The sequence below is a fragment of the Rhizobium ruizarguesonis genome (assembly GCF_012349115.1).
Lineage (GTDB): Bacteria > Pseudomonadota > Alphaproteobacteria > Rhizobiales > Rhizobiaceae > Rhizobium > Rhizobium ruizarguesonis.
The window spans coordinates 169,188-192,238 of sequence record NZ_PQIG01000144.1 but is presented as its reverse complement, the minus strand read 5'-3'; the positions used below and the strand labels follow the sequence as shown (position 1 = coordinate 192,238).

17 protein-coding genes are annotated in these 23,051 nt (G+C 62.0%); 11 read left to right on the top strand and 6 right to left on the bottom strand.

Translation table 11 applies throughout. The annotated features are described in order from the left end of the window. The first annotated feature begins 174 nt into the window (after positions 1-174). Together C3Y91_RS37330 and folD are read left to right on the top strand one after the other, a co-directional pair. Positions 175-1,944 carry a GumC domain-containing protein gene (locus tag C3Y91_RS37330; protein WP_168576439.1) on the top strand — a complete coding sequence of 590 codons (1,770 nt, stop codon included), beginning with the start codon at positions 175-177 and terminating at the stop codon, positions 1,942-1,944. Positions 1,945-2,064: 120 nt separating this feature from the next. Further along, positions 2,065-2,964 (top strand): bifunctional methylenetetrahydrofolate dehydrogenase/methenyltetrahydrofolate cyclohydrolase FolD, encoded by a 900-nt coding sequence (gene folD / locus C3Y91_RS37325; RefSeq protein WP_018072596.1) that lies wholly within the window; start codon positions 2,065-2,067, stop codon positions 2,962-2,964. 113 nt (positions 2,965-3,077) lie between these two features. On the opposite strand, the gene C3Y91_RS37320 is transcribed toward folD, so the two are convergent. Continuing rightward, positions 3,078-4,103, bottom strand: coding sequence for a LacI family DNA-binding transcriptional regulator (locus C3Y91_RS37320; RefSeq protein WP_018072597.1), 1,026 nt, complete (start codon positions 4,101-4,103; stop codon positions 3,078-3,080). Positions 4,104-4,400: 297 nt separating this feature from the next. On the opposite strand from C3Y91_RS37320, the gene C3Y91_RS37315 reads away from it, so the two are divergent. From C3Y91_RS37315 to C3Y91_RS37290, 6 genes are all read left to right on the top strand, one after another. Then, positions 4,401-5,762: an ABC transporter substrate-binding protein gene (locus tag C3Y91_RS37315; protein ID WP_168576438.1), complete on the top strand. Its 1,362-nt coding sequence runs from the start codon at positions 4,401-4,403 to the stop codon at positions 5,760-5,762. Positions 5,763-5,949: 187 nt separating this feature from the next. Continuing rightward, positions 5,950-6,963 carry a carbohydrate ABC transporter permease gene (locus C3Y91_RS37310; RefSeq protein ID WP_018072599.1) on the top strand — a complete coding sequence of 338 codons (1,014 nt, stop codon included), beginning with the start codon at positions 5,950-5,952 and terminating at the stop codon, positions 6,961-6,963. A 1-nt stretch (position 6,964) separates the two neighbouring features. Beyond that, complete coding sequence (locus C3Y91_RS37305; protein ID WP_018072600.1) at positions 6,965-8,128, top strand: carbohydrate ABC transporter permease; 1,164 nt, start codon at positions 6,965-6,967, stop codon at positions 8,126-8,128. 34 nt (positions 8,129-8,162) lie between these two features. Next, on the top strand, positions 8,163-9,815 hold the full coding sequence (gene bglA, locus C3Y91_RS37300; protein ID WP_018072601.1) for a beta-galactosidase BglA: 1,653 nt from the start codon (positions 8,163-8,165) through the stop codon (positions 9,813-9,815). A 20-nt stretch (positions 9,816-9,835) separates the two neighbouring features. Further along, complete coding sequence (locus tag C3Y91_RS37295) at positions 9,836-10,924, top strand: ABC transporter ATP-binding protein (protein ID WP_018486417.1); 1,089 nt, start codon at positions 9,836-9,838, stop codon at positions 10,922-10,924. 176 nt (positions 10,925-11,100) lie between these two features. Then, positions 11,101-11,454 carry a hypothetical protein gene (locus tag C3Y91_RS37290; RefSeq protein ID WP_018445791.1) on the top strand — a complete coding sequence of 118 codons (354 nt, stop codon included), beginning with the start codon at positions 11,101-11,103 and terminating at the stop codon, positions 11,452-11,454. Between the two features lie 91 nt (positions 11,455-11,545). Here the strand turns inward: C3Y91_RS37290 and edd are convergent, their stop codons facing one another. From edd to C3Y91_RS37265, 5 genes are all read right to left on the bottom strand, one after another. Next, positions 11,546-13,369 (bottom strand): phosphogluconate dehydratase, encoded by a 1,824-nt coding sequence (edd, locus tag C3Y91_RS37285; protein ID WP_018072604.1) that lies wholly within the window; start codon positions 13,367-13,369, stop codon positions 11,546-11,548. A 77-nt stretch (positions 13,370-13,446) separates the two neighbouring features. Then, positions 13,447-14,145, bottom strand: a complete 699-nt coding sequence (pgl, locus tag C3Y91_RS37280) for a 6-phosphogluconolactonase (RefSeq protein ID WP_164586568.1) — start codon at positions 14,143-14,145, stop codon at positions 13,447-13,449. 10 nt (positions 14,146-14,155) lie between these two features. Further along, on the bottom strand, positions 14,156-15,631 hold the full coding sequence (gene zwf / locus C3Y91_RS37275; RefSeq protein WP_075224326.1) for a glucose-6-phosphate dehydrogenase: 1,476 nt from the start codon (positions 15,629-15,631) through the stop codon (positions 14,156-14,158). Positions 15,632-15,765: 134 nt separating this feature from the next. After that, the gene (locus C3Y91_RS37270) at positions 15,766-17,064 is read right to left on the bottom strand and encodes an NAD(P)/FAD-dependent oxidoreductase (protein ID WP_130763223.1); all 1,299 of its coding nucleotides are present in this window, start codon (positions 17,062-17,064) and stop codon (positions 15,766-15,768) included. A gap of 9 nt (positions 17,065-17,073) precedes the next feature. Beyond that, positions 17,074-18,510: a glutamine synthetase family protein gene (locus C3Y91_RS37265; protein ID WP_018072608.1), complete on the bottom strand. Its 1,437-nt coding sequence runs from the start codon at positions 18,508-18,510 to the stop codon at positions 17,074-17,076. A gap of 88 nt (positions 18,511-18,598) precedes the next feature. On the opposite strand from C3Y91_RS37265, the gene C3Y91_RS37260 reads away from it, so the two are divergent. The 3 genes from C3Y91_RS37260 to C3Y91_RS37250 all read left to right on the top strand — a co-directional run bounded on the left by C3Y91_RS37260 (position 18,599) and on the right by C3Y91_RS37250 (position 22,963). After that, positions 18,599-19,819, top strand: a complete 1,221-nt coding sequence (locus C3Y91_RS37260) for a BaiN/RdsA family NAD(P)/FAD-dependent oxidoreductase (protein WP_075224328.1) — start codon at positions 18,599-18,601, stop codon at positions 19,817-19,819. Between the two features lie 157 nt (positions 19,820-19,976). After that, on the top strand, positions 19,977-20,120 hold the full coding sequence (locus C3Y91_RS37255; protein WP_003556626.1) for a hypothetical protein: 144 nt from the start codon (positions 19,977-19,979) through the stop codon (positions 20,118-20,120). A gap of 311 nt (positions 20,121-20,431) precedes the next feature. Then, the gene (locus C3Y91_RS37250; protein WP_168576437.1) at positions 20,432-22,963 is read left to right on the top strand and encodes a methyl-accepting chemotaxis protein; all 2,532 of its coding nucleotides are present in this window, start codon (positions 20,432-20,434) and stop codon (positions 22,961-22,963) included. Positions 22,964-23,051: the final 88 nt, after the last annotated feature.

Here is a 23,051-nt window from a genome sequence, read left to right as displayed (position 1 = left end):
CTTTAAATTGCCGCATAATTTTGCCCTTAAATCGTTTCCGATTTGAGGAATTATGCTTAGTTCTTGCCCGCTGCGGTTAACCATTTCTTTGCCATGAATATTTAGAGTGGCTTAATCATCTGCGTCCGTGCGGATGAGCGAACTCGGCCATCATGTGCATGAGATGTGGCGCAAATGTACGATATCAGGGCCAGAAACAGCTTCCAGGATCGCGCAGCCGCAGGGCCGCGCGCCGATGAGGATTCCTACGGGGTGCCTCGGTCGAGCCGGCCGGATATCGCGCCGCCCGAGGCCGAATTGCTGCGCGCCATCGGCCGCGTGCTGGAGGAGCAGCGCGCCAGGGCGGCGCGCACGGCACCGCTGGTCGACCGCATCGAAACCATCCTCGGCAACCGCCTCCGCGCCGCCAACGACGTCGGCCATCCGCTTCTTCAGGAGCCGGCGCGTCACGAAGAGCTGAGCGTTCCGGCCGACGAGCCGATGATCTCATCCGCACCGCTGGCTGCGGTCCGTGAGGAACCCGCCGAGCCCCGGCCGGCAGCGCCGCGCCGCCGAGTCGGCGGCACTGGTCTTGCGATGATGGTCGCGGTTGCGACGATCATCGGCGCGGGCCTGCCGGCGCTGATGCCGGCTTTGCCGGCCCTCTACCGCGCCGAAGCGACGCTTGCAGTGAAGAGCGATGCCGCAAGCCGCGCGGCCTTCACCCAGGCCGCGGCAAAAGGGCTGCTGTCGGCGCGCATGGTTGCTTCGACGGTCGCCGCCCTGAAACTCGATCACGATCCCGAATTTGCCGGCGCCAGCGCCAATGCGCTCGGCGTCGCGCTCGATCTCCTCTCGGCGACCGGTGCTGCTGCCGATCCGGCCTCGCGCGCCGAGGCCACGCTGAAGCATGCGGTCGAGATACTGCCCGATGCCGCTGCCGGCACGATCCTCGTGAGGGTGACGACCGGCGACAGTGGCAAATCCATGCGCATCGCCGCAAGGCTTGCCGAAGCGGTTTCTACAGCAGACGGACCCAGCGACGCCGAAACCGATGCCGCCTTGCGCAAAACCTATGACGAGACGAAGGCGGAGCTTGCCGCGTTCACGGCTAAAAGCGGTGAGGGCAACGTCAAGGTGGCGATCGATCTTCGCCGCCAGATCGACCAGCTCGATGCCGATCTGAAAGCGGCCGACCAGAATATTCTTGCCGCCAAGGCGCAGACCGACCGGCTCAAGGCGGCAAAACTTGCCGATGTGCTCGACGGTTCGCTCCCCTCCGATATGCTCTCGCCGGCGCTGCAGGACTGGCGCGACAAATATGCCGTCGCCAGGACAGCGCTTGCGCAGCTTTCGGCCGAGCTTGGCCCGCGCCATCCGCGCCTCTTGCAGCAGCAAGCCGAAACAGACGGTCTGAAGGAGAATATAGGTAAGGAGCTGACCCGTCTTGCCCAGACTGCCAACCTCGCTGCCAAGGCCGCCGTCGATGCGCGCAAGGGCCTGAACGACCGCCGCAACACACTGATCGCCCAGAGCCGGGACACCGGTGTCGATTTGTCACGCCTGACCGAGCTTAGCGAAAAGGCGAATGCCGCGCGCTCGCGCCTCGAAGAGGCGACGTCCGCAGCGGTGGGAACGGCCGCCGACGGTCGTATCGTTCTCCTGAAGCCGGCATTGGCAACCACAGTATTGGGCACCGATGGCCTGACCGGCCGCTCTCTGGCTGGTGCCGCGGCGGGCCTTGCGATGGGCCTTGCTGCGGCTTTCCTGCTGCGCCTGCGTAGGCCCGTCGCCGATCCCGCAAGGGAGAAAACGCCGGCGCCCCAGCCGCAGGCTCCACTGCCGTCGATGCCCGCGCAGGACCCCGCGCCAATCGACGAAATGGAGGTGCTGCGCTCCGAGATCTCCGGCCTGCGCGACCGGCTTCGTGTTCATGCGCTCGAAGCGCGACAGCCGCTGCGTTGAACGAACATTTCCTTGCATTTTTGATATTGCATTGCTGCTTTCCGACAGGATAGGGCGTTAGCGAGCATTTGAAGCTCGTCAACTATCCATAGATTGACGCGAAACAGGGCGGAGAGACGCGTGACGACAGTAATCGACGGCAAGAACGTAGCTGCATCGGTCATTCAGACGGTCAAGAGTGCGACGGCAGCGCTGGAAAAAAGCACCGGCGTCACCACCGGCCTTGCGGTCGTGATCGTCGGCGACGATCCGGCAAGCCACGCCTATGTCGGTTCCAAGGGCCGCATGGCCAAGGAATGCGGATTCAAGTCCGTCCAGCACACGCTGCCGGCCGAGACGAAGCAGGAGGAGTTGGCAGCCCTTGTCGCCACCCTCAACGCCGATCCGTCGATCCACGGCATCCTGGTGCAACTGCCCCTGCCGAAGCCGCTCGACAGCGAGGCGATTATCCAGTCGATCCTGCCGGAAAAGGATGTCGACGGCCTGAGCGTCGTCAATGCCGGCAAGCTCGCCACCGGCGACCTGAAGACCGGGCTGGTCTCCTGCACCCCGGCCGGCGCCATGGTCCTCGTCCGCCGTACCCATGGCGAGGATCTCTCCGGCCTCAACGCCGTTGTCATCGGCCGCTCCAACCTGTTCGGCAAGCCGATGGCGCAATTGCTGCTCAACGCCAATGCGACCGTGACGATCGCTCATTCCAGGACCAGGAATCTCGCCGAGGTCTGCCGCAACGCCGATATCCTGGTGGCCGCCGTCGGCAGGCCGGAGATGGTCAGGGCCGATTGGGTCAAGCCCGGTGCGACAGTCATCGACGTCGGCATCAACCGGGTGGCAGCCCCCGAAAGAGGCGAGGGCAAGACCCGGCTCGTCGGCGACGTCGCCTTCGAGGAGGTCTCTGCGGTCGCGAGCACCATCACCCCGGTTCCCGGCGGCGTCGGGCCGATGACCATCGCCATGCTGATGGCCAACACGGTCATCGCCGCCCATCGCACTGCAGGGCAGACACCGCCGCAGTTTTGATTAGAGCATGATGCCGAAAAGTGTGAGCGGTTTTCGGACGACACCATGCTCTCACTATATGATGTAGAACAGGATTCAGATTTTAGGCCGAACAGGCCTAAAATCATCCTGTTCTAGGCCTGGGGAACAGGACCGGTCGAGGCCCTGACGATCAGCTCGGTCTTCCAAAGCTCCTGGTCGGGGAAGGGGCCGGCCTGCTTCACCGTGCCGATCAGCCGCTGCGCGATGCGCACGCCCGCCGCCCGCAATGAAGAGCGTGTCGTCGTCAGCGGCACGGAAAAGCTTTCCGGTTTCAGCAGCGGCAGCACGTCGTCATGGGCGATCAGCGAGATATCCTCGCCGAGCCGCAATCCGGCCTGGTTGACCGCGCGGATCGCGCCGAGCGCCAGCACCGTGCTGGAGCACAGGATCGCCGTCGGTCGCTCCGGCAATTGCAGGAAGTGTTCCATCGCCAGCAGGCCTTGCTCGTCCGTCATCAGCGCGTGGCTCATGCAACCCTCATCGAGCGCGAGCCCGCGCTCGGCAAGCGCTGATATGACGCCGTTCTTCCTGCGGATGGCGAAATCGAGATGCATTGGTCCGTTCATCAGCGCAAAGCGGGTATGGCCGAGCTGCAGCAAGAGCCGCGTCGCATCGTAGAAGGCGCCTTCATTGTCGATGTCGAGATAGGGATAGTCCGGCTCAGAACCGAAGGAGCGGCCGTGCACGACATAGGGCATCGACAGTGATTTCAGCATGGCGAGCCGCGGGTCGTGACCGCGCATATAGGCGACGAACAGAGCATCGACATTGCCGCTGATCGCAAGGCGCCGCAGCGCCGCCACCTCGTCATCGGGGTCGGCCGGCATGATCACGAAATGGAAGTCGTGGCGGACGGCCTCTTCGCCGAGCCCGGCCAGGAATTCACCGAAATGCACGTCGGACTGGTGGCCGGGCGCCGTCGGCATGACGAGGCCGATCGAGCCTGCCTTGCCGGTCGCAAGCCGCTGCGCTGCCTTGTTCGGCCGGTATCCGGTCTCCTTGACAGCCTGGAGCACACGCTCCCGGGTCGCCTCGTTGACCTCGGGATAGCCGTTCAGCGCTCGGCTCACCGTCGTCTGCGACAGCCCCAGCAATTCCGATAGCTGTTTGAGATTCACCTGCTATGCTTCCTCCCGGCCCGCCTGTCAGCCGTCCTGAAAAGGCCTGCCGCCTCCCAGTGGCATCCAAAGCGCTTTCAATTATGTATCATCTGGCGCGCTTGACTCAAGAAAAATCGCTCCATATTTCCCGATAGGCGTTGCTGCGCCGCGATATCCAGCATGTTCACAGCGGGTTTTCGCGAATTGACTTGACTCCATTCCACCGAAAGTGGAATGAGTTGGGTGTCAAAGCGCTTTGAAATTTCCTTTGGAGGGAATTCGGCGCGGTTGGGATTGTGATGGGAGGTTGATCACATGAAAAAGTCATTTTTGATGGGCGTTGCCGTGGCAGCGCTTTTTGCCGGTGCTGCGTCCGCGGCCGATTTGAAATTTGCCCCGGGTCAGGATTCGAAGTTCAACTGGAAGAGCTATGACGAGTTCAAGGCTGCTCATGCCGATCTGAAGGGCCAGCCGCTGACGATCTTCGGGCCGTGGCGCGGCGAGGACGAGGCGTTCTTCCAGAGCGTTCTTGCCTATTTCACCGAAGCCACCGGCATCGATGTCAAATACTCCTCTTCCGAAAACTACGAACAGCAGATCGTCATCGATACGCAGGCAGGCTCGCCGCCGAACATTGCCGTTCTGCCGCAGCCGGGCCTCCTGGCCGATCTCGCCAGCAAGGGCTTCCTGACGCCGCTCGGCGATGACAACTCCAAGTGGATCAAGGACAATTACGGCGCTGGCGACAGCTGGGTCGGTTACGGCACCTACAAGGGCAAGGACGGCAAGGAAGCCTTCTACGCCTTCCCGTACAAGGCCGACGTAAAGTCGCTGGTCTGGTATGTTCCGGAGAACTTCGAGGAAGCCGGTTACAAGATCCCGACGACCATGGAAGAACTGCATGCCCTGACCGACCAGATCGTCAAGGATGGCGGCGTTCCCTGGTGCATCGGTCTCGGTTCCGGCGGCGCCACCGGCTGGCCGGCGACCGACTGGGTCGAGGACATGATGCTGCGCATGCAGCCACCGGAAGCCTACGACAAGTGGACGACCAACGAGCTGAAGTTCACCGATCCGGCGGTCGTTGCCGCGATCGACGAGTTCGGCAAGTTCGCCAAGAACGCGAAATACGTCGACGGCGGCGTCGCAGCCGTGGCCTCGACCGATTTCCGCGACAGCCCGAAGGGCCTCTTCGCGGTTCCGCCGAAGTGCTACATGCACCATCAGGCCTCGTTCATCCCGTCCTTCTTCCCTGAGGGCACGAAGCTCGGTCAGGATGCCGACTTCTTCTACATGCCGACCTTTGCTTCGCATCCCGAACTCGGCAAGCCGGTTCTCGGCGCCGGCACGCTCGTCTCGATCGCCAAGGACTCGAAGACGGCCCGCGCCTTCATCGACTTCCTGAAGACCCCGATCGCCCATGAGGTCTGGATGGCGCAGTCGAGCTTCCTGACGCCGTACAAGGGCGTCAGCACCGAGGCCTATGCCAACCCGCAGATGAAGAAGGAAGGCGAGATCCTGACCTCCGCCACCACCTTCCGCTTCGACGGTTCCGACCTGATGCCGGGCAAGATCGGCGCCGGCGCCTTCTGGACCGGCATGGTCGATTTCGTCGGCGGCAAGTCCGCTGAAGAGTCTGCGGGCGAAATCCAGAGCGCCTGGGACGGCATCAAGTAATCTTTTAAAATTATGCCGCCGGCTTGCCGGCGGCATGGCTTGCATGACTGGCCGGACTCGCAAAGAGCCCGGCCATTGCGGGATATATTGTGATTGGGCAATACAAATAGATTGACGATGACCGGCGTTGACCCGTCAGCATAAAAACCGGTCGGAATAAGATCAGGGGAAGCAGGGGAGGGACGAAATGCTGTCGCAGATAGTGTCCGCTTTGGGCGTCGTGGTCGGAGCCGTTATCGCGTGCTCGGCCTATTTCTATTTTTCGAACAAGATCCTGGATCTCGCTCTGCCGGTGAAGGACGGCGACATCCGCGCCGCATCGCGTAATCTCAACCGCCGTGCGCTCGTTCGGCCGTGGTTGTTCATCGGCCCGGCGCTCTTCCTGCTGATCGTCTATCTCGTCTATCCGGTCGTTGCGACCTTGATCCTCTCCTTCTACGACCGCGCCGGTCTGCAGTTCGTCGGCCTCGCCAACTACAAATGGGCGCTCGGCGACCGCGAATTCCGCCAGTCGATCTTCAATAACATCCTCTGGCTCGCCGTCGTGCCGGCCGCCTGCACCTTCTTCGGCCTCGTCATCGCCGTGATGACCGATCGCATCTGGTGGGGCAATATCGCCAAGAGCATCGTCTTCATGCCGATGGCGATCTCCTTCGTCGGCGCCTCGGTCATTTGGAAATTCATCTATGAATATCGCGGCGGCAACGACGTCCAGATCGGCCTGCTGAACGCCATCGTCCAGACTTTCGGCGGCACGCCCGAGGTGTGGATTTCCGTTCCCTTCTGGAACAACTTCTTCCTGATGGTCATCCTGATCTGGATCCAGACCGGTTTCGCCATGGTCATCCTGTCGGCCGCTCTTCGCGGCATCCCCGAGGAGACGATCGAAGCCGCCGTGATCGACGGCGCCAATGGCTGGCAAATCTTCTGGCGCATCATGGTGCCTCAGGTCTGGGGTTCCATCGCCGTCGTCTGGACGACGATCACCATCCTCGTCCTCAAGGTCTTCGACATCGTGCTGACCATGACCAACGGCCAGTGGCAGTCGATGGTGTTGGCGAACCTGATGTTCAACTGGATGTTCCGCGGCGGCGGCGATTCCGGCCGAAGCGCCGTCATCGCCATCATCATCATGCTCGCAGTCACCCCGATCATGGTCTGGAACGTGCGCCGCGCCAATCGCGAACTGAAGGGGCACTGAGATGACCGCTATCGGAAGCTACTTCAAGATCGGCCCCGCCCGGCTCTTCGTTCATGTCGCCGTTCTGCTGATCGTCATCATCTGGCTGATCCCGACGCTCGGCATCTTCGTCAGCGCGCTGCGCGACAAGGACCAGATCGTCGTCTCCGGCTGGTGGACGGCCTTCGTCGGCTCGACCCAGACCGCCGCGGTCCGCCTCGGTACGCCCGACCAGCAAAAGCAGGAAGGTGCGAACTACGTCATTACAGGCAATGTGTTGGAAGGCCAGACCGGCCGTGCCGTGAAGGCCTTCGGCAACCGCATACAGCAGCCGGCCGCCTTTAAAGCCGGCGAGACCGCCGATTTCGGCGACGGTGAAACCCTGCAGATCAACAGCGACGGCAGTTATCGCTATGTGAAGAACACCGCCTTCTCGCCCGACGAACGCCCGAAGCGCATCTATGCGTCCGTCTCGGCGCCGCCGGAATTCACCATGCAGAACTACAACACGGTTCTGACCGGCGAGGGCATTGGCCAGTCCTTCATCAACTCGCTGACCGTGACGATCCCGGCGACGATCATCCCGATCCTGATTGCCGCTTTCGCAGCCTATGCCCTGAGCTGGATGGAGTTTCCTGGCCGCGGGCTGCTGATTGCGCTCGTCGTCGGCCTCATCGTCGTGCCGCTGCAGATGTCGCTGATTCCGCTGCTGCGCCTCTATAACGAGATCGGCAACCTGCTCGGCCAGCCGTCGAAGACCTATCCCGGCATCTGGCTGGCCCATACCGCCTTCGGCATGCCGCTCGCCATCTATCTCTTGCGAGCCTATATTGCCGGCCTGCCGAAAGAGATCATCGAATCCGCCCGCGTCGACGGCGCGAGCGATTTCGAGATCTTCGTCCGCATCGTTTTGCCTCTGTCCTTCCCCGCACTCGCCTCCTTCGCCATCTTCCAGTTCCTATGGGTGTGGAACGACCTGCTCGTCGCCATGGTCTTCCTCGGCACCGACAAGGACCACCTCGTGCTGACCGGCAGCCTGAACGCGCTGCTCGGCTCGCGCGGCGGCAATTGGGAGATTTTGACGGCGTCGGCCTTCGTCACCATTATCGTGCCGCTGCTCGTCTTCTTCGGGCTGCAGCGTTACCTGGTGCGCGGTCTGCTGGCGGGTTCGGTCAAGGGAGGCTGACCATTCCCGAACGTGACTTCAAACAGGATATTCCATGAACGTGGCTTCTCAATCGATCTCGACTCCCGACAAGGACTGGTGGCGCGGCGCGGTGATCTATCAGATCTACCCGCGCTCCTACCAGGATTCGAACGGTGACGGCATCGGCGACCTGAAGGGCATCACCGCCCGCTTGCCGCATGTGGCAAGCCTCGGCGTCGATGCGATCTGGATCTCGCCCTTCTTCACCTCGCCAATGCGCGATTTCGGCTATGACGTCTCCGACTACGAGAATGTCGATTCGATCTTCGGCACGCTGGTGGATTTCGACACGATGATCGCCGAGGCCCATCGCCTCGGCATCCGGGTGATGATCGACCTCGTCATCTCCCACAGCTCGGATCAGCATCCCTGGTTCGCGCAAAGCCGCTCGAGCAAGACCAACGCCAAGGCCGACTGGTATGTCTGGGCCGACGCCAAGCCGGATGGCACGCCGCCGAACAACTGGCTGTCGATCTTCGGCGGTTCTGCATGGGCGTGGGATCCGACGCGCATGCAATATTACCTGCACAATTTCCTGACCTCGCAGCCGGACATGAACCTGCATAACCCTGAGGTGCAGGACCGTCTGCTCGACGTCGTGCGCTTCTGGCTCAATCGCGGCGTCGATGGTTTCCGCCTCGACACCATCAACTTCTATTTCCATGACACGCAACTGCGCGACAACCCGGCGCTGGCTCCCGAGCGCCGCAACGCCTCGACGGCGCCGGCGGTCAATCCCTATAATTTTCAGGAGCATATCTACGACAAGAACCGCCCTGAGAACCTTGCCTTCCTGAAGCGCTTCCGCGCCGTTCTCGAGGAATTCCCGGCGATCGCCGCTGTCGGCGAAGTCGGCGACAGCCAGCGCGGCCTTGAAATCGTCGGCGAATACACCTCCGGCAATGACAAGATGCACATGTGCTACGCCTTCGAGTTCCTGGCGCCCGATCCGCTGACGCCGGAGCGCGTCGAGGAGGTGATGCAGGATTTCGAAGCTGCCGCGCCCGATGGTTGGGCCTGCTGGGCCTTCTCCAATCACGACGTTATGCGCCATGTCAGCCGCTGGGGCGGGCTGGTCGCCGATCACGACGCTTTTGCCAAGCTCTACGCCTCGTTGCTGATGACCATGCGCGGCTCCGTCTGCCTCTATCAGGGCGAGGAGCTGGCGCTGACTGAGGCCGATCTCGCCTATCAGGATCTGCAGGACCCCTATGGCATCCAGTTCTGGCCGGAATTCAAGGGCCGCGACGGCTGCCGCACGCCGATGGTCTGGGACAGCCAGGTCGCCCAGGGCGGCTTCTCGACGGTCAAGCCCTGGTTGCCAGTGCCGGTCGAGCATATCCTGCGTGCCGTCAGCGTCCAGCTGGGCGACGAGGCTTCCGTGCTGGAGCACTATCGCCGCTTCATCGCCTTCCGCAAGCTGCACCCGGCTTTTGCCAAGGGCGAGATCGAATTCGAGGAACAACAGGGTGACAGCCTGGTCTTCACCCGTGAATACGGCAACGAGAAGCTGCTCTGCATCTTCAACATGAGCGCGGCCGAGGCCGCCGTCATTCTGCCTGCGGGAGAATGGCAGGCATTGACGGGCCACGGCTTTACCAGCAACAACTATGGCGACAAGATCGATATTCCGGCCTGGGGGGCGTATTTCGCCCGTCTTGCCTAAGGAACTAAGGGGAGAGAGAAATGACTGGACTGACGCTGAAGGATATCCGCAAATCCTACGGTTCCGTGGACGTTCTCCATGGTATCGACCTCGATATCAAGCAGGGCGAATTCATCGTCTTCGTCGGTCCGTCCGGCTGCGGCAAATCCACGCTTCTGCGCATGATCGCCGGTCTCGAGGCGATCACCGGCGGTGAGATGTATATCGATGGCCATCTCGTCAATGACGTGCCGCCCTCCAAGCGCGGCATCGCCATGGTCTTCCAGTCCTATGCGCTCTACCCGCATATGACCGTGTTCGATAACATGGCTTTCGGCATGAAGATCGCCGGCGAAAGCCGCCAAGAGATCGACCGCCGTGTCCGGGCGGCGGCCGAGAGCCTGCAGCTGACCAACTATCTCGATCGTCTGCCGAAGGCGCTTTCCGGCGGCCAGCGCCAGCGCGTGGCGATCGGCCGCGCCATCTGCCGCGATCCAAAGGTCTTCCTGTTCGACGAGCCGTTGTCCAACCTCGATGCCGCGCTGCGCGTCGCGACCCGCATCGAGATCGCCCGCCTGAACGAGCAGATGGCCGATACGACGATGATCTACGTCACCCACGACCAGGTCGAGGCGATGACGCTTGCCGATCGTATCGTCGTTCTCTCCGCCGGCAATATCGAGCAGGTCGGCGCGCCGCTGGACCTCTACGAGCGCCCGGCAAACCTCTTCGTCGCCAAATTCATCGGCTCGCCGGCGATGAACATCATTCCGGCGACGGTCGCCGGCACCGGAAGCCAGACGACGGTGACGCTGACCGGCGGCATGTCGGTGACCCTCGATGTGGCGACCGACGCGTCGGAAACCGGCAAGCAGGCAAGCTTCGGCGTTCGTCCGGAGGATCTCCGGGTTGCCGATGGCGCCGATTACCTTTTCGAAGGTGAAGTGTCGATCGTCGAAGCGCTCGGCGAAGTGACGTTGCTTTATATCGAGGGCCTGGTCCCGGGCGAGCCGATCGTCGTCAAGCTGCCTGGCATCTATGATGTGAAGAAGGGACAGAGGATGCGGTTTGCCGCCGACAGGCAGAAGTTGCATCTGTTTGACGCAACCGGCCATACCTACCGGAAGTGAGGCGGCCATTTTTGGGGTGATGGTCCCAAGAATTGTGCGGGACGGGCCGAATTCTCACTTTCTGTTAAAGATCGGCTGCTACCCTTTCCTCGTCAATTTATGAGGGGGATAAGCACGTGGCCGCTTCCAATCCGTCACAGCCAAAATCTCATTTCCTGAGCAAGGAAGAATCCTTCATGTATGACCGCGAGGCGCGGTTCAAGATGGAGGACACGATGAACGCCGCGCGCATTGAATATACGGAAAAGGGCGTCATGCACGCGGCTTCGCGCCGCTGCGACATTGTCCGTATTTCGATGAGCAGCGCGACGCTCGCGATCCTGACCCAGTTCAGCCTGCCGAAGCAGTTCTATCTGGATATTCCGGATGCCCGCATCACCAAGGTCGGCTGCCTGCTGATGAAGGTTAACGCCAACAATACGATCGACGTCCGCTTCCTGCGCCTGCTGACGCAGAAGGAGCTGAACAAGATCTTCGTCTACAGCACCCATCCGGCGCACCGCGACTACGTTCTCGATATTCGAGCCTGAAGTCGCGCGTCCAGCAGGACGGATTGAAATCAAAAAAACCCGCGGGTGCTTCACGCTCCCCGCGGGTTTTTGTTTGCCAGAAGCCACTCGTTCAGTGGTGGAAGAGCACGCTCGCACCTTGGTCCGAAGGTCCGACGGCGCGGCGGAACGGCGCGAAGAGTTCGCGGCCCATGCCGAATTCATTGTCGGAGAGATCGACGGTCACCGGCTCGCGCTCGGCCATGTCAGCTGCATCGACGAGCAGCTCGAGCGTGCCCTTGATCGCGTCCAGGCGAATGATGTCGCCCTCGCGGATGCGGGCGATCGGGCCGCCGTCGACCGCTTCCGGCGTGACGTGGATCGCTGCCGGCACCTTGCCGGACGCGCCGGACATGCGCCCGTCGGTGAGCAGCGCCACGCGGAAGCCGCGATCCTGCAACACGCCGAGCGGCGGCGTCAGCTTGTGCAGTTCCGGCATGCCGTTCGCTTTCGGGCCCTGGAAACGCACGACGGCGATGAAATCGCGGTTGAGCTTGCCTTCCTTGAAGGCGTCCTGCAGTTCCTGCTGGCTGTGGAAGATGATTGCCGGCGCCTCGATGATGTGGCGCTCCGGCTTGACGGCGGAAATCTTGATGACCGCTTTGCCGAGATTGCCGCGCAGCATCTTCAACCCGCCATTGGCCTGGAACGGCGTTTCGATGCTGGAGAGGACCTTGGGATCGACGCTTTTTTCCGGCGACGGCTCGCGCAGGACGGCGCCGTTTTCGCCGAGGCGGGCATCAACCGTATAGGCTTGGAGACCCTGGCCGAAGACGGTGCGGACGTCGTCATGCACCAGTCCGTGCTTCAAGAGTTCCTTGATGAGGAAGCCCATGCCGCCAGCCGCCTGGAAATGGTTCACGTCGGCAAGTCCGTTCGGGTAGACGCGGGCAAGCAGCGGGACGATTTCCGAAAGCTCGGCAATGTCCTGCCAGGTGAGGTGGATGCCGGCCGCCCGTGCCATGGCGACAAGGTGCAGCGTGTGGTTGGTCGAGCCGCCGGTCGCATGCAGGCCGACGACGCCGTTGACGACCGAGCGCTCGTCGATCATCTCGCCCGCCGGCGTGAATTCATTGCCGAGCGCGGTGATCGCCAGCGCCCGCTTGGCGGCTTCGCGCGTCAACGCTTCACGCAGCGGTGTGCCGGGATTGATGAAGGACGAGCCAGGCATGTGGAAGCCCATGATCTCCATCAGCATCTGGTTGGAATTGGCAGTGCCGTAAAAGGTGCAGGTGCCGGGACCGTGATAGGACTTCGATTCCGCCTCCAGCAGTTCGGCGCGTCCGACCTTGCCCTCGGCGAAGAGCTGGCGCACGCGCGACTTCTCGTCGTTCGGCAGGCCTGTCGTCATCGGACCGGCCGGAACGAAAATCGACGGCAGGTGCCCGAAGGACAGGGCTGCAATCACCAGGCCGGGCACGATCTTGTCGCAGACGCCGAGGAAGAGGGCGGCGTCGAACATGTTGTGCGACAGGCCGACGCCCGCCGACATGGCGATCAGGTCGCGCGAGAACAGCGAGAGCTCCATGCCCGGCTGTCCTTGGGTGACGCCGTCGCACATCGCCGGCACGCCGCCAGCCACCTGCGCCACGCCGCCTGCTTGGGCGGCTGCCTCACGGATGATCGCCGGATAGGTCTCGAATGGCTGGTGAGCCGAGAGCATGTCGTTATAGGCGGTGATGATGCCGAGATTGGGGATGCGGTCGCCGGCGAGCGCATCCTTGTCGGCGGGGGAACAGACCGCGAAGCCATGGGCAAGATTGGCGCATCCGAGCACTGAGCGCGCGACACCCTTGGAAGCGGCGGCGCGCAGGCGTTCCAGGTAGCGCTCGCGGCTTGGCTTCGAGCGTTCGACAATGCGATCGGTGATCGCAGAAATGCGTGCATGAGCGGACATGGAAAATCCCTGCCTTGTTCGTTGTCTCTATCTGTTTCGGCGGCTCTGGCCTGAATCTCAATCCGGATGACGGCTGATCAGGGAGCCCAGTAGATCTCGACCGGGGAAGTGGCCCGGCGCAGAATGGCGCGGATCGGCATCTCTGCCTCGTCACCGCTGCCTTCCGCCTTGGCGAGAACGTCTTTTTTGCCTTCGCCCTCAATATGGAGAACCAGGAGTGCGGCATCCTCAAGACTGGAGAAGGTGAAGGTCAGGCGCGGCTCGCCGGCTCCTTCCGCTTCCATGGTGATGATGCCGCGCGGCGTCGATGCATCGAGCGCCTTGGCAAGATTGCTGCCGCCGGGAAAGAACGAGGCCGTGTGGCCGTCGCCGCCCATGCCCAGGATGACGATGTCGAAGGGTGAACTGATCGCCTTGGTCTTCTCGGTCGCGATCCTTGCCGCCTCCTCCGCCGAGGCAGCATCCTGGTAGAGCGGCAGGAAGCGTGCCGCCCTTGCCTTGTTCTGCAGCAGATTGGCATCGACCAGAAGATGGTTCGAGCGCGCATTGTCGGCCGGCACGAAACGTTCGTCGACAAGCGTAATCGTCACCTTGTCCCAGGCGATGTCGCGCCTCGAAAGCGCCTGGAAGAAGACCTTCGGCGTGGAGCCGCCGGAAACGGCGATGGACGCCGTTCCGCGGGCGGCAATCGCCGCCGAAAGCGAATCCGCGACCTTGTCGGCGAGGCTGCCGGCGAGGTCTGCGGCGCTGGCGAAGGAATGCAGGGTCGATGCCATCGGTTTCGTCCTAGATCTCGTCATGCCAGGTGCGGCCGTCGCGCTCGATCAGCGCGATGGCCTGGCTCGGGCCCCAGGTGCCGGCCGTATAGCCCTGCACCTGCTGGCCGGTGGTTTCCCACCCCTTCAGGATCGGATCGACCCATCTCCATGCGGCTTCCACTTCGTCGCGGCGCATGAACAATGTCTGGTTGGAGCGGATCACGTCCATCAGCAGGCGCTCGTAGGCGTCAGGATTGCGGACGTTGAAGGCCTGGGCGAAGCTCATGTCGAGCGAGACGTTGCGCAGGCGCATGCCGCCCGGACCCGGATCCTTGATCATCAGCGACTGCTTGACGCCCTCATCCGGCTGCAGGCGAATGATCAGCTGGTTGGCGTTGATGCGCCCGGCCGCCTGGTCGAAGATCGCGTGCGGGATCGGCTTGAAGGTGATGACGATCTCGGACATGCGCCCGGTCAGGCGCTTGCCTGTGCGGATATAGAAGGGAACGCCCGCCCAGCGCCAGTTGTTGATCTCGGCCTTGATGGCGACGAAGGTCTCGGTGTTCGAGACGCCGCCTTCGAGCTCTTCGAGGTAGCCCTTGACCGGGCCGCTGCCCGATGCACCGGCGCGATACTGGCCGCGGACCGTCGCCTGCTCGACATTGGAGGCATTGAGCGGCTTCAGCGCCCGCAGCACCTTCAGCTTCTCGTCGCGAACCGCTTCCGAATCCATCGACGAGGGCACTTCCATCGCCGTCAGGCAGAGCAGCTGCAGGATGTGGTTCTGCACCATGTCTCGCAGCGCGCCAGCCGTATCGTAATAGCCGGCGCGGCCTTCGAGGCCGACCGATTCAGCCACTGTGATCTGCACGTGGTCGATGTAGTTGGCGTTCCACAACGGCTCATAGAGCGCGTTGGCAAAGCGCAGCGCCATCAGGTTCTGCACCGTCTCCTTGCCGAGATAATGGTCGATGCGGAAGATCTGTTCTTCCTTGAAGGCACGGCCGATCGTGTCGTTGAGCTGCAGCGCCGAGGCGAGGTCGCGGCCGATCGGCTTCTCGACGACGATGCGGGTCGATTTGGTGATCAGCTTGTGGTCATGGATCTTCTGCGAGATATCGCCGAAGATGCCCGGAGCGACGGCGAGGTAGAAGGCGCGCACGCGATCCTTGCCTTCGTCGAGCAGCTTCTTCAGCTGATCCCAGCCGGCATCCGTGCGGGCGTCGACCGAGACGTAGTAGAGGCGGGCACAGAATTTCTCCACCTCCGCCTCGTCGTATTCACCCTTCTTCAGGTGCTCGTTCAGCGCGTCCTTGGCGAATTTGCGGTATTCCTCGTGCGTCAACGGGCTGCGCGAGGCGCCGATCACGCGGGTCGGTTCCGAAAACTGGCCTTCGATCTGGCGATGATACAGCGCGGGCAGAAGCTTGCGTTCTGCAAGGTCGCCGCTGCCGCCGAAGACGACATAATCAAAGGGCTCAACGGGAATGATTTGGCTGCTCATGAGCTTGTCTCTCAATCAGGCTGGTTGGCGGCCCTTTTAATCTAATCGATTTAAAAAAGCCAGTGTGCAGTGCAATGAATCTCTCAGGAAGCGGTTTTAGAGCGAATTTCCGGAAGAGGAAATCCGCAATCGGACTAAAACTTGTCGCGAAGTGCAAACCACGACAAGGCGAGGAAAAGCAACGGTGCGCGCATGCGGGCCCCGCCGGGAAAGGCGGGAATATCGAGCGATGTGAACAGGTCGAGATCGCCGGATTTTCCAAGCACCGTTTCCGCATAGAGCTTGCCACAGTAGTTTGACAGCATGACGCCATGACCGGAATAACCGCCGATCGAGATGACGCCGGGCATGACCTCGCGCACGAAGGGCTGGCGCGGCAGGGTGATGCCGACGCTGCCGCCCCAGGCATGGGTGATCTCGATGTCCTTCAGATCAGGATAGATCTCGGCGATCTGCCGGCGGATATGCTGCGAAATGTCCCGCGGATTGTCCGACGTATAGGCTTCACGCCCGCCGAACAGCAGGCGTCCGTCGCCGAATTTGCGGAAGTAGCGCACGACGAAACGCGAATCGGCCACGGCTTCGCCCCCCGGCAGCACATCGGGATGCCCGTCGAGCGGCGCCGTGGCGCCGATGAAGGAGCGGATCGGCATGACATGGCTTGCCGTTACCGGCTCCAGATTGCCGATATAGCCATTGCAGGCAATCAGCGCGCGCTCAGCGGTGATCGTCCCGCTTTCGGTTTCGATCGTCACTTTGCCGCCGCCCTGGCGGATCGCCGTTGCCCTGGTCATCTCGAAGATTTCAGCACCGGCATTGGCAGCGACCCGCGCCAGCCCCACCAGCAGCTTCAGTGGATGAATGTGGCCAGTGCCGACATCGCGCACGCCGCAATGGAAACGCTTCGAGCCGAGCCTCTCCTGCGTTTCCTTCTCGTCCATGAAGCGCAGATGCGGATAGTCGTAGCGGAAGGCGGCGATCTCGGCATTTTCGTAATAGGCGCGCTTGTAGCTCGCCTTGTGTGCGACGTTGAGCTGGCCGGGCACATAGTCGATCTCGATCTGATGCTCGCGGGCGAAATCGATGAGATGGCGTTTGGCCGCCTCGGCAAGATCGAACAGCGCCTTCGAGCGTTCGTAGCCGATCTTCTCCTCGAGTTCTTCCGGCCACCATCGCTGACCAGTGCCGAGTTGACCGCCATTGCGCCCGGACGCCCCGTCGCCGAAGCGGCAGGCCTCGATCAGCACCACTGAAACGCCCGCTTTGGCAAGATTATAGCCGGCCTGCAGGCCGGTATAACCGCCGCCGACGATGGCGACGTCGCATGTTCTCGAGCCGTCGAGAGCGGCATAGGTGGGCCGCTCCCCGACAGTTGCCTGATACCAGGACAGCCCGGGCGCGATCGGGCTCTGCCATGTCTCCTGCGATGCCATGATAGTCCCTCACACGTTGAGCAGAAGGAATTCCCGCTCCCAAGGGCTGATCACCTGCATGAAGGTTTCGAACTCGCCGCGCTTGACGCCGGCATAAAGGCCGATGAACTGCTTGCCGAACATCTCCTCGAAGGCGGGTTCGTCCTCGAGCAGCGCCACGGCTTCCAGCAGGCCGCGCGGCAGGTCGATCGAGCCCTCATTGGCCGAATCCTCGGTCGGCGCCGTCGGCTCGATCTCGTTCATGATCCCGAGCAGGCCGGAGGCGAGCGAGGCGGCGAGTGCGAGATAGGGGTTGGCGTCCGAGCTCGGCAGCCGGTTTTCCACACGCCGCGCTTGCGGATCGGAAACCGGCACGCGGAAAGCCGTCGTCCGGTTGTCGTAGCCCCAGGCATTGTTGACCGGGCAGGACATATCGGGCTGCAGGCGCCGGTAGGAATTCACGTAGGGTGCAAGCATCGCCATCGCGCTTGGCACGAATTTCTGCATGCCGCCGATGAAATGGAAAAATTCCTTCGAGGCCGATCCGTCGGCATTGGAGAAGATGTTCTTGCCCGTCTCGATATTGACCACCGACTGATGGATATGCATCGCCGAACCCGGCTGGCCCTGCATCGGCTTGGCCATGAAAGTCGCGTAGATGTCGTGCTTCAGCGCCGCCTCGCGGATCGTCCGCTTGAACAGGAACACCTGGTCGGCAAGTTCGATCGGATTGCCGTGGCGCAGGTTGATCTCGAGCTGCGCCGGTCCCTCTTCGTGGATCAGCGTATCGATCTCCAGCCCCTGTTTCTCCGAGAAATGATAGACGTCGTCGATCAACTCGTCGAATTCATTGATACCGGCGATCGAATAGCCCTGGCCGCCGAGGATCGAGCGGCCGGATCGGCCTTTGGGCGGGTGTAGCGGATAGTCGGGATCGTCGTTCTTGGCGACCAGGTAGAATTCGATTTCGGGCGCGACGATCGGTTTCCAGCCGCGTTCGTGATAGAGGCTCATGATGCGCTTCAGCACGTTGCGCGGCGTATAGGGCACTTCACCGCCGTCCGAATCGACGATGTCGCAGATCACCTGCGCCGTCGGGTCGGTTTCCCAGGGCACGACCGAAAGCGTCGAAAGGTCGGGCATCAGCTTCAGGTCGCTGTCGCGCGGCTCGTATCGGAAGCTCTCCGTCTCGTCTGGATATTCGCCCGAAATTGTGTGCCGGTAGATCGCTGACGGCAGCGCCAGCGACGTGTTCGAGGTGAATTTCGAGCTCGGCATCATTTTGCCGCGCGCAACGCCGGCAAGGTCCGGTGTGATGCATTCGATGTCTTCAATGCCCCTGTCCCTCAGCCACCGCGCTGCTTCCTTCCAGTTCGCAACGCCGCGCAGGGATCCGGGCTCCGGGGGAGTTTTTTTCGAGGCGGGTACGTTTCTGGCAGGCTTCAGCGTCGTCTTTTTTGGGGACATGACACACCGGTTTGCGTTGATCGTGGCGCCATCATAACCAGACTTTGCCAATTGGCGAGGGGTGGCAAACGTTGACTTTCGCCCTTTGATGGAAAAAGAAGACGTGATTTTGATCGGGGAAACGGGTTTGCAGCGCAAAAGCGACGTCATCGTCATCGGCGCCGGGGCGGCGGGCATGATGGCGGCCATCCGCGCGGGAAAACGCGGCCGCTCGGTCGTGGTCCTCGACCATGCCAGGGCGCCTGGCGAGAAGATCCGCATATCCGGCGGCGGCCGCTGCAATTTCACCAATATCCATGCCGGACCGAAGAATTTCCTCTCCGCCAACCCGCATTTCTGCAAGTCGGCGCTCGCCCGTTTCACGCCCGCCGATTTCATCGCCATGGTCGACCAGCATGGCATTGCCTGGCACGAGAAGACGCTCGGCCAGCTTTTCTGCGACGATAGCGCCAAAGACATCATCCGCATGCTGCTGGCTGAGATGCGCATGGCAGGCGCAGTACTGCATCTTGGCACCGAGATATCAGGTGTCGAGAAGACCGAAGCCGGCTTCCGGGTATCGACGAGCGAAGGCCATTATGAAGCATCATCGCTGATCGTCGCCGCCGGCGGCAAGTCGATCCCGAAGATGGGCGCCACCGGCTTTGCCTATCGCCTCGCTGAGCAGTTCGGCTTGCCCGTGCTCGAAACCCGACCCGGCCTCGTGCCGCTGACGCTCGATCCCGGCCTGCTCGAGAGCATCGCCCCGCTCGCCGGCATCGCCGCCCCAGCCGAAATTCGCCATAGCAGGACCGGCTTCCGCGAAGCGCTGCTGTTCACCCATCGCGGGCTGAGCGGCCCGGCCATCCTGCAGATTTCCTCCTATTGGCGCGAGGGTGACGAGATCGTGGTCGCCATCGAACCGGATATCGATATTGCGGCGCATTTGAAGACGGCAAGACAGCTCAATGGCCGCCAGTCGCCGCAGACAGCCCTTGGCGACATCCTGCCGAAGCGGCTGGCACAGTTTCTCGTTGAACGCGAAAAGATCTCCGGCAACATGGCCGACCTGCCTGACAAGGTGCTGCTGCGTCTTGCTGCCAGCGCCCAGAATTGGGCGGTCAAACCGTCCGGCTCGGAAGGTTATCGCACCGCCGAAGTGACGCTCGGCGGTATCGACACGGCAGCGCTCGATTCCCGCAGCATGGAAGCAAAAGCCGTGTCCGGCCTTTATTTCATCGGCGAGTGCGTCGATGTCACCGGTTGGCTCGGCGGCTATAATTTCCAATGGGCCTGGGCTTCCGGTTTTGCCGCCGGTGAATGCGCCTAGAGGTGAATGCACTTGGAAAAGCCGATTCAAGACTTCTTAATAGAGGTGCGCCATCCTGTCTCAATTGGCGGTTTGCAAGGTCGTCCCTAAATTAAGCTTTACCGGCAAGCCGATTTGTTGGATTGTTGTTGTGTCAGAGAGAAGTGAGGTTTCGACCATGACCAGAAACACACGACGCGCCCGCGCCATCGCAATTGCCGAGGCAAAGCCGAACGCTCGAATGGTCGCCCTGCGTTATCTGATGCTTGCAGCAGGCGCCACCGCCGCCAGCATCGCGCTGCTGCTCTCGCACTTCATCTGATCTTGTCCGCAGACCTGGAACGAACGTTGCGACATGGCTATTGTCGCACCGCGGCGTCGCGGCCCATAATTTGCAACTATTTCACTGCCTTGGCTTAACCCGCCATAACCGCTTATCCGAAAATTAATATCTAATCTGACACAATTGCTCGCGAATATTTGGGCATCTCCAAGTTGTTTGGACATGAACTGGCAATGACTGCCGCCTGGCCTCCGGGTTCCCCAATGTAACTAAGAATAGCTCGATGTGCACCCGGCTGGCGCCATGTGGCTGCCTGCGGGAGGAGTGGTGTATGAAAGGCCCGGAACGCCATGTTGATTGACAAGATTCTTTCCCGTTTCAGGATCAAGACCAAGGTCCTGATCTTCGTTCTGCCTTTCGTCGTCACCATTTCGGCGGTGGGCCTGACGGGCCTCTACGCTTCGGGACTTCTGCAGGGCCGCATGGAAATATCCAACAGCGTGCTGCAGTCGCTCAGCGGCTTCAAGGATCTCTATGGTTCGATGGATGATTTCCTGCGCGTCACCAGCCCTGAGGCGCGCGACAAGCTGCTTGCGGATCTGAAGACCCAGCAAGGCGTGCTCGACCAGACGCTGAACCAGGTCGGTGAAGAGGCCGCCGGTCGCGACAGCCTTGCGGAGGCTTCGCGCCGCACCAAGGACATTTCGGGCGTCGTCGACAAGCTCTGGGCGTTGCACGAGCAGGAGCAGGCATTGCATGAGCAGATCGACGCAGCGCAGAAGAGCGTGATCAGCACCCGCTTCACCGTGTCCTACCAGGCCGAGGAATTGCAGAGCACCGTCCAGAGCGACGAGAGCGCCGCCACCAGCACCCTACGCACGGCCGACCGCTTGCTGAAAGGCGGCGATTTTCTTGGCACCGTAGCCAGCGGCTTCAGCAAGCCGCAGACACCGCAGGACAAGATCGCCTTCATCAACGAACAGATGCCGGAGATCATCAAATCGCAGCGTCTGATCGCCATCTCCGTTCCGACCAATCAGAAGAATGTCATCGAGGCGCTGGCTGCGACCATCGACGGCATCAAGACGATCGTCCAGACGCCCAATCCGACCGACGAGACCGCCACCGAACTCGGCCGTCTCGTTTCGCGCTTCCGCCAGACCTCGACCTATACGCAGCTGACCGCCACGCAGAAAATGCGTGACGCGACCCAGGAATTCGCCGCGCTCGACGGCCGGATTGCCCAGGCCAACTCGGTCCTGCAGGATACGAGGCGTCTCGAAAATTCCGTCTATTCGCTGCAGATCGTTCTTTCCGACTTTCTCGCCGACTCCAGCAAGGAAAATCTCGTGCGTCTGCAGCAGCAGGCCGGCACGCTCGGCAAGGACATGCAGGTGCTGATCACCAGCGCCAAGGGCATGGGTTTTGCCGAAGGCATTTCAGGTGCGATCCAGCCGGCGCTCGACATCATCTCCGGCGGCGGCTCGAAGATCGTCGATACGATCGGCGAGCGCGTCACCGCCTATGCCGCGGCCCGCCAGGAGCTCGACCAGATCTGGAAAAAGCTGACCGATTTCGCCGAGCTGCAGAAGCAGACGGCCGGCACCGAGCGCACCCAGGCAAACAGCATCTCCGTCATGACCACCGGTCTCGGCATCCTGCTGTCGATCCTCGGCGGCATTGCCCTGGTGCTGACGCTGCAGCGCCCGATCAGCCATATCACCGCCGCCATGCGCCGCATCGCCGAAGGGGCGCTGGATACCAGCATCTCCGGCGAGCAGCGCCACGATGAAATCGGCGACATGGCCCGCGCGCTCGGCATCTTCAAGGAAAACGCCATCTCGAAGATCCGCATCGAGGAGCAGAGCGACGAGGAACGCGCCGCCGCCGAACATGAGCGCCAGCGCAACGACGCCGAAAAGCGCGAGATGGATCGTCAGATCGAATTTGCGGTCAATGCGCTCGCCGCCGGCCTCGAACGCATGTCGCAGGGCGATATCTCGACGACGATCGAAACGCCCTTCATCGGCCGTCTCGAACAACTGCGCCAGGATTTCAACGGTTCGATGATGCGCCTGCAGGCGACGATGAGTCAGATCCGCGACAATGTCGAACTGATCCAGGGCAACGGCAACCAGATGGCCCAGTCGGCCGAGGACCTTTCCAAGCGCACCGAACAGCAGGCAGCCTCGCTCGAAGAAACCGCGGCCGCCGTCGACGAAATCACCGTCACGGTCCGTTCGTCGGCCGAACGCGCCAAGGATGCCGACCAGATCGTCCGCCAAGCCAAGCGCAGTGCCGACGATTCCGCCGTCGTCGTCAGCAATGCGATCGACGCGATGGGCCGCATCGAGGATGCCTCGCGCCAGATCGAGCAGATCATCGGCGTCATCGACGAGATCGCCTTCCAGACCAACCTCCTGGCGCTCAATGCCGGCATCGAGGCGGCGCGCGCCGGTGAAGCCGGCAAGGGCTTCGCGGTGGTCGCGATGGAGGTCCGCGAACTGGCCCAGCGCTCCGCTGCTGCGGCGCAGGAGATCAAGGGGCTGATCAACAAGTCGACCAACGAGGTCAGCTCCGGCTCGCAATTCGTGCAGGAGACCGGCACGGTGCTCGCCAAGATCAGCGCCCAGATCGTCACGATCAGCCAGCATGTCGAGATGATCGCTCGCGCCAGCCACGACCAGTCCAACGCGCTGCAGAGCGTCAACGCGACCGTCAACCAGATGGACCAGATGACGCAGCAGAACGCCGCCATGGTGGAGGAGACGACTGCCGCCAGCCGCGAACTGGCCGACGAGGCCGATTCGCTGCGCCGGCTCATCCAGCAGTTCAAGATCGACGGCGAGGCGGCCGCCGCGCCGGTCTACCGCGCCGCCTGATCATCGATCGATCCGTCTTCATGCGAACGGCCCCGGACTTTCCGGGGCCGTTTCTATTTATTCCGCAAAACAGCGCCTCGATTGAGAA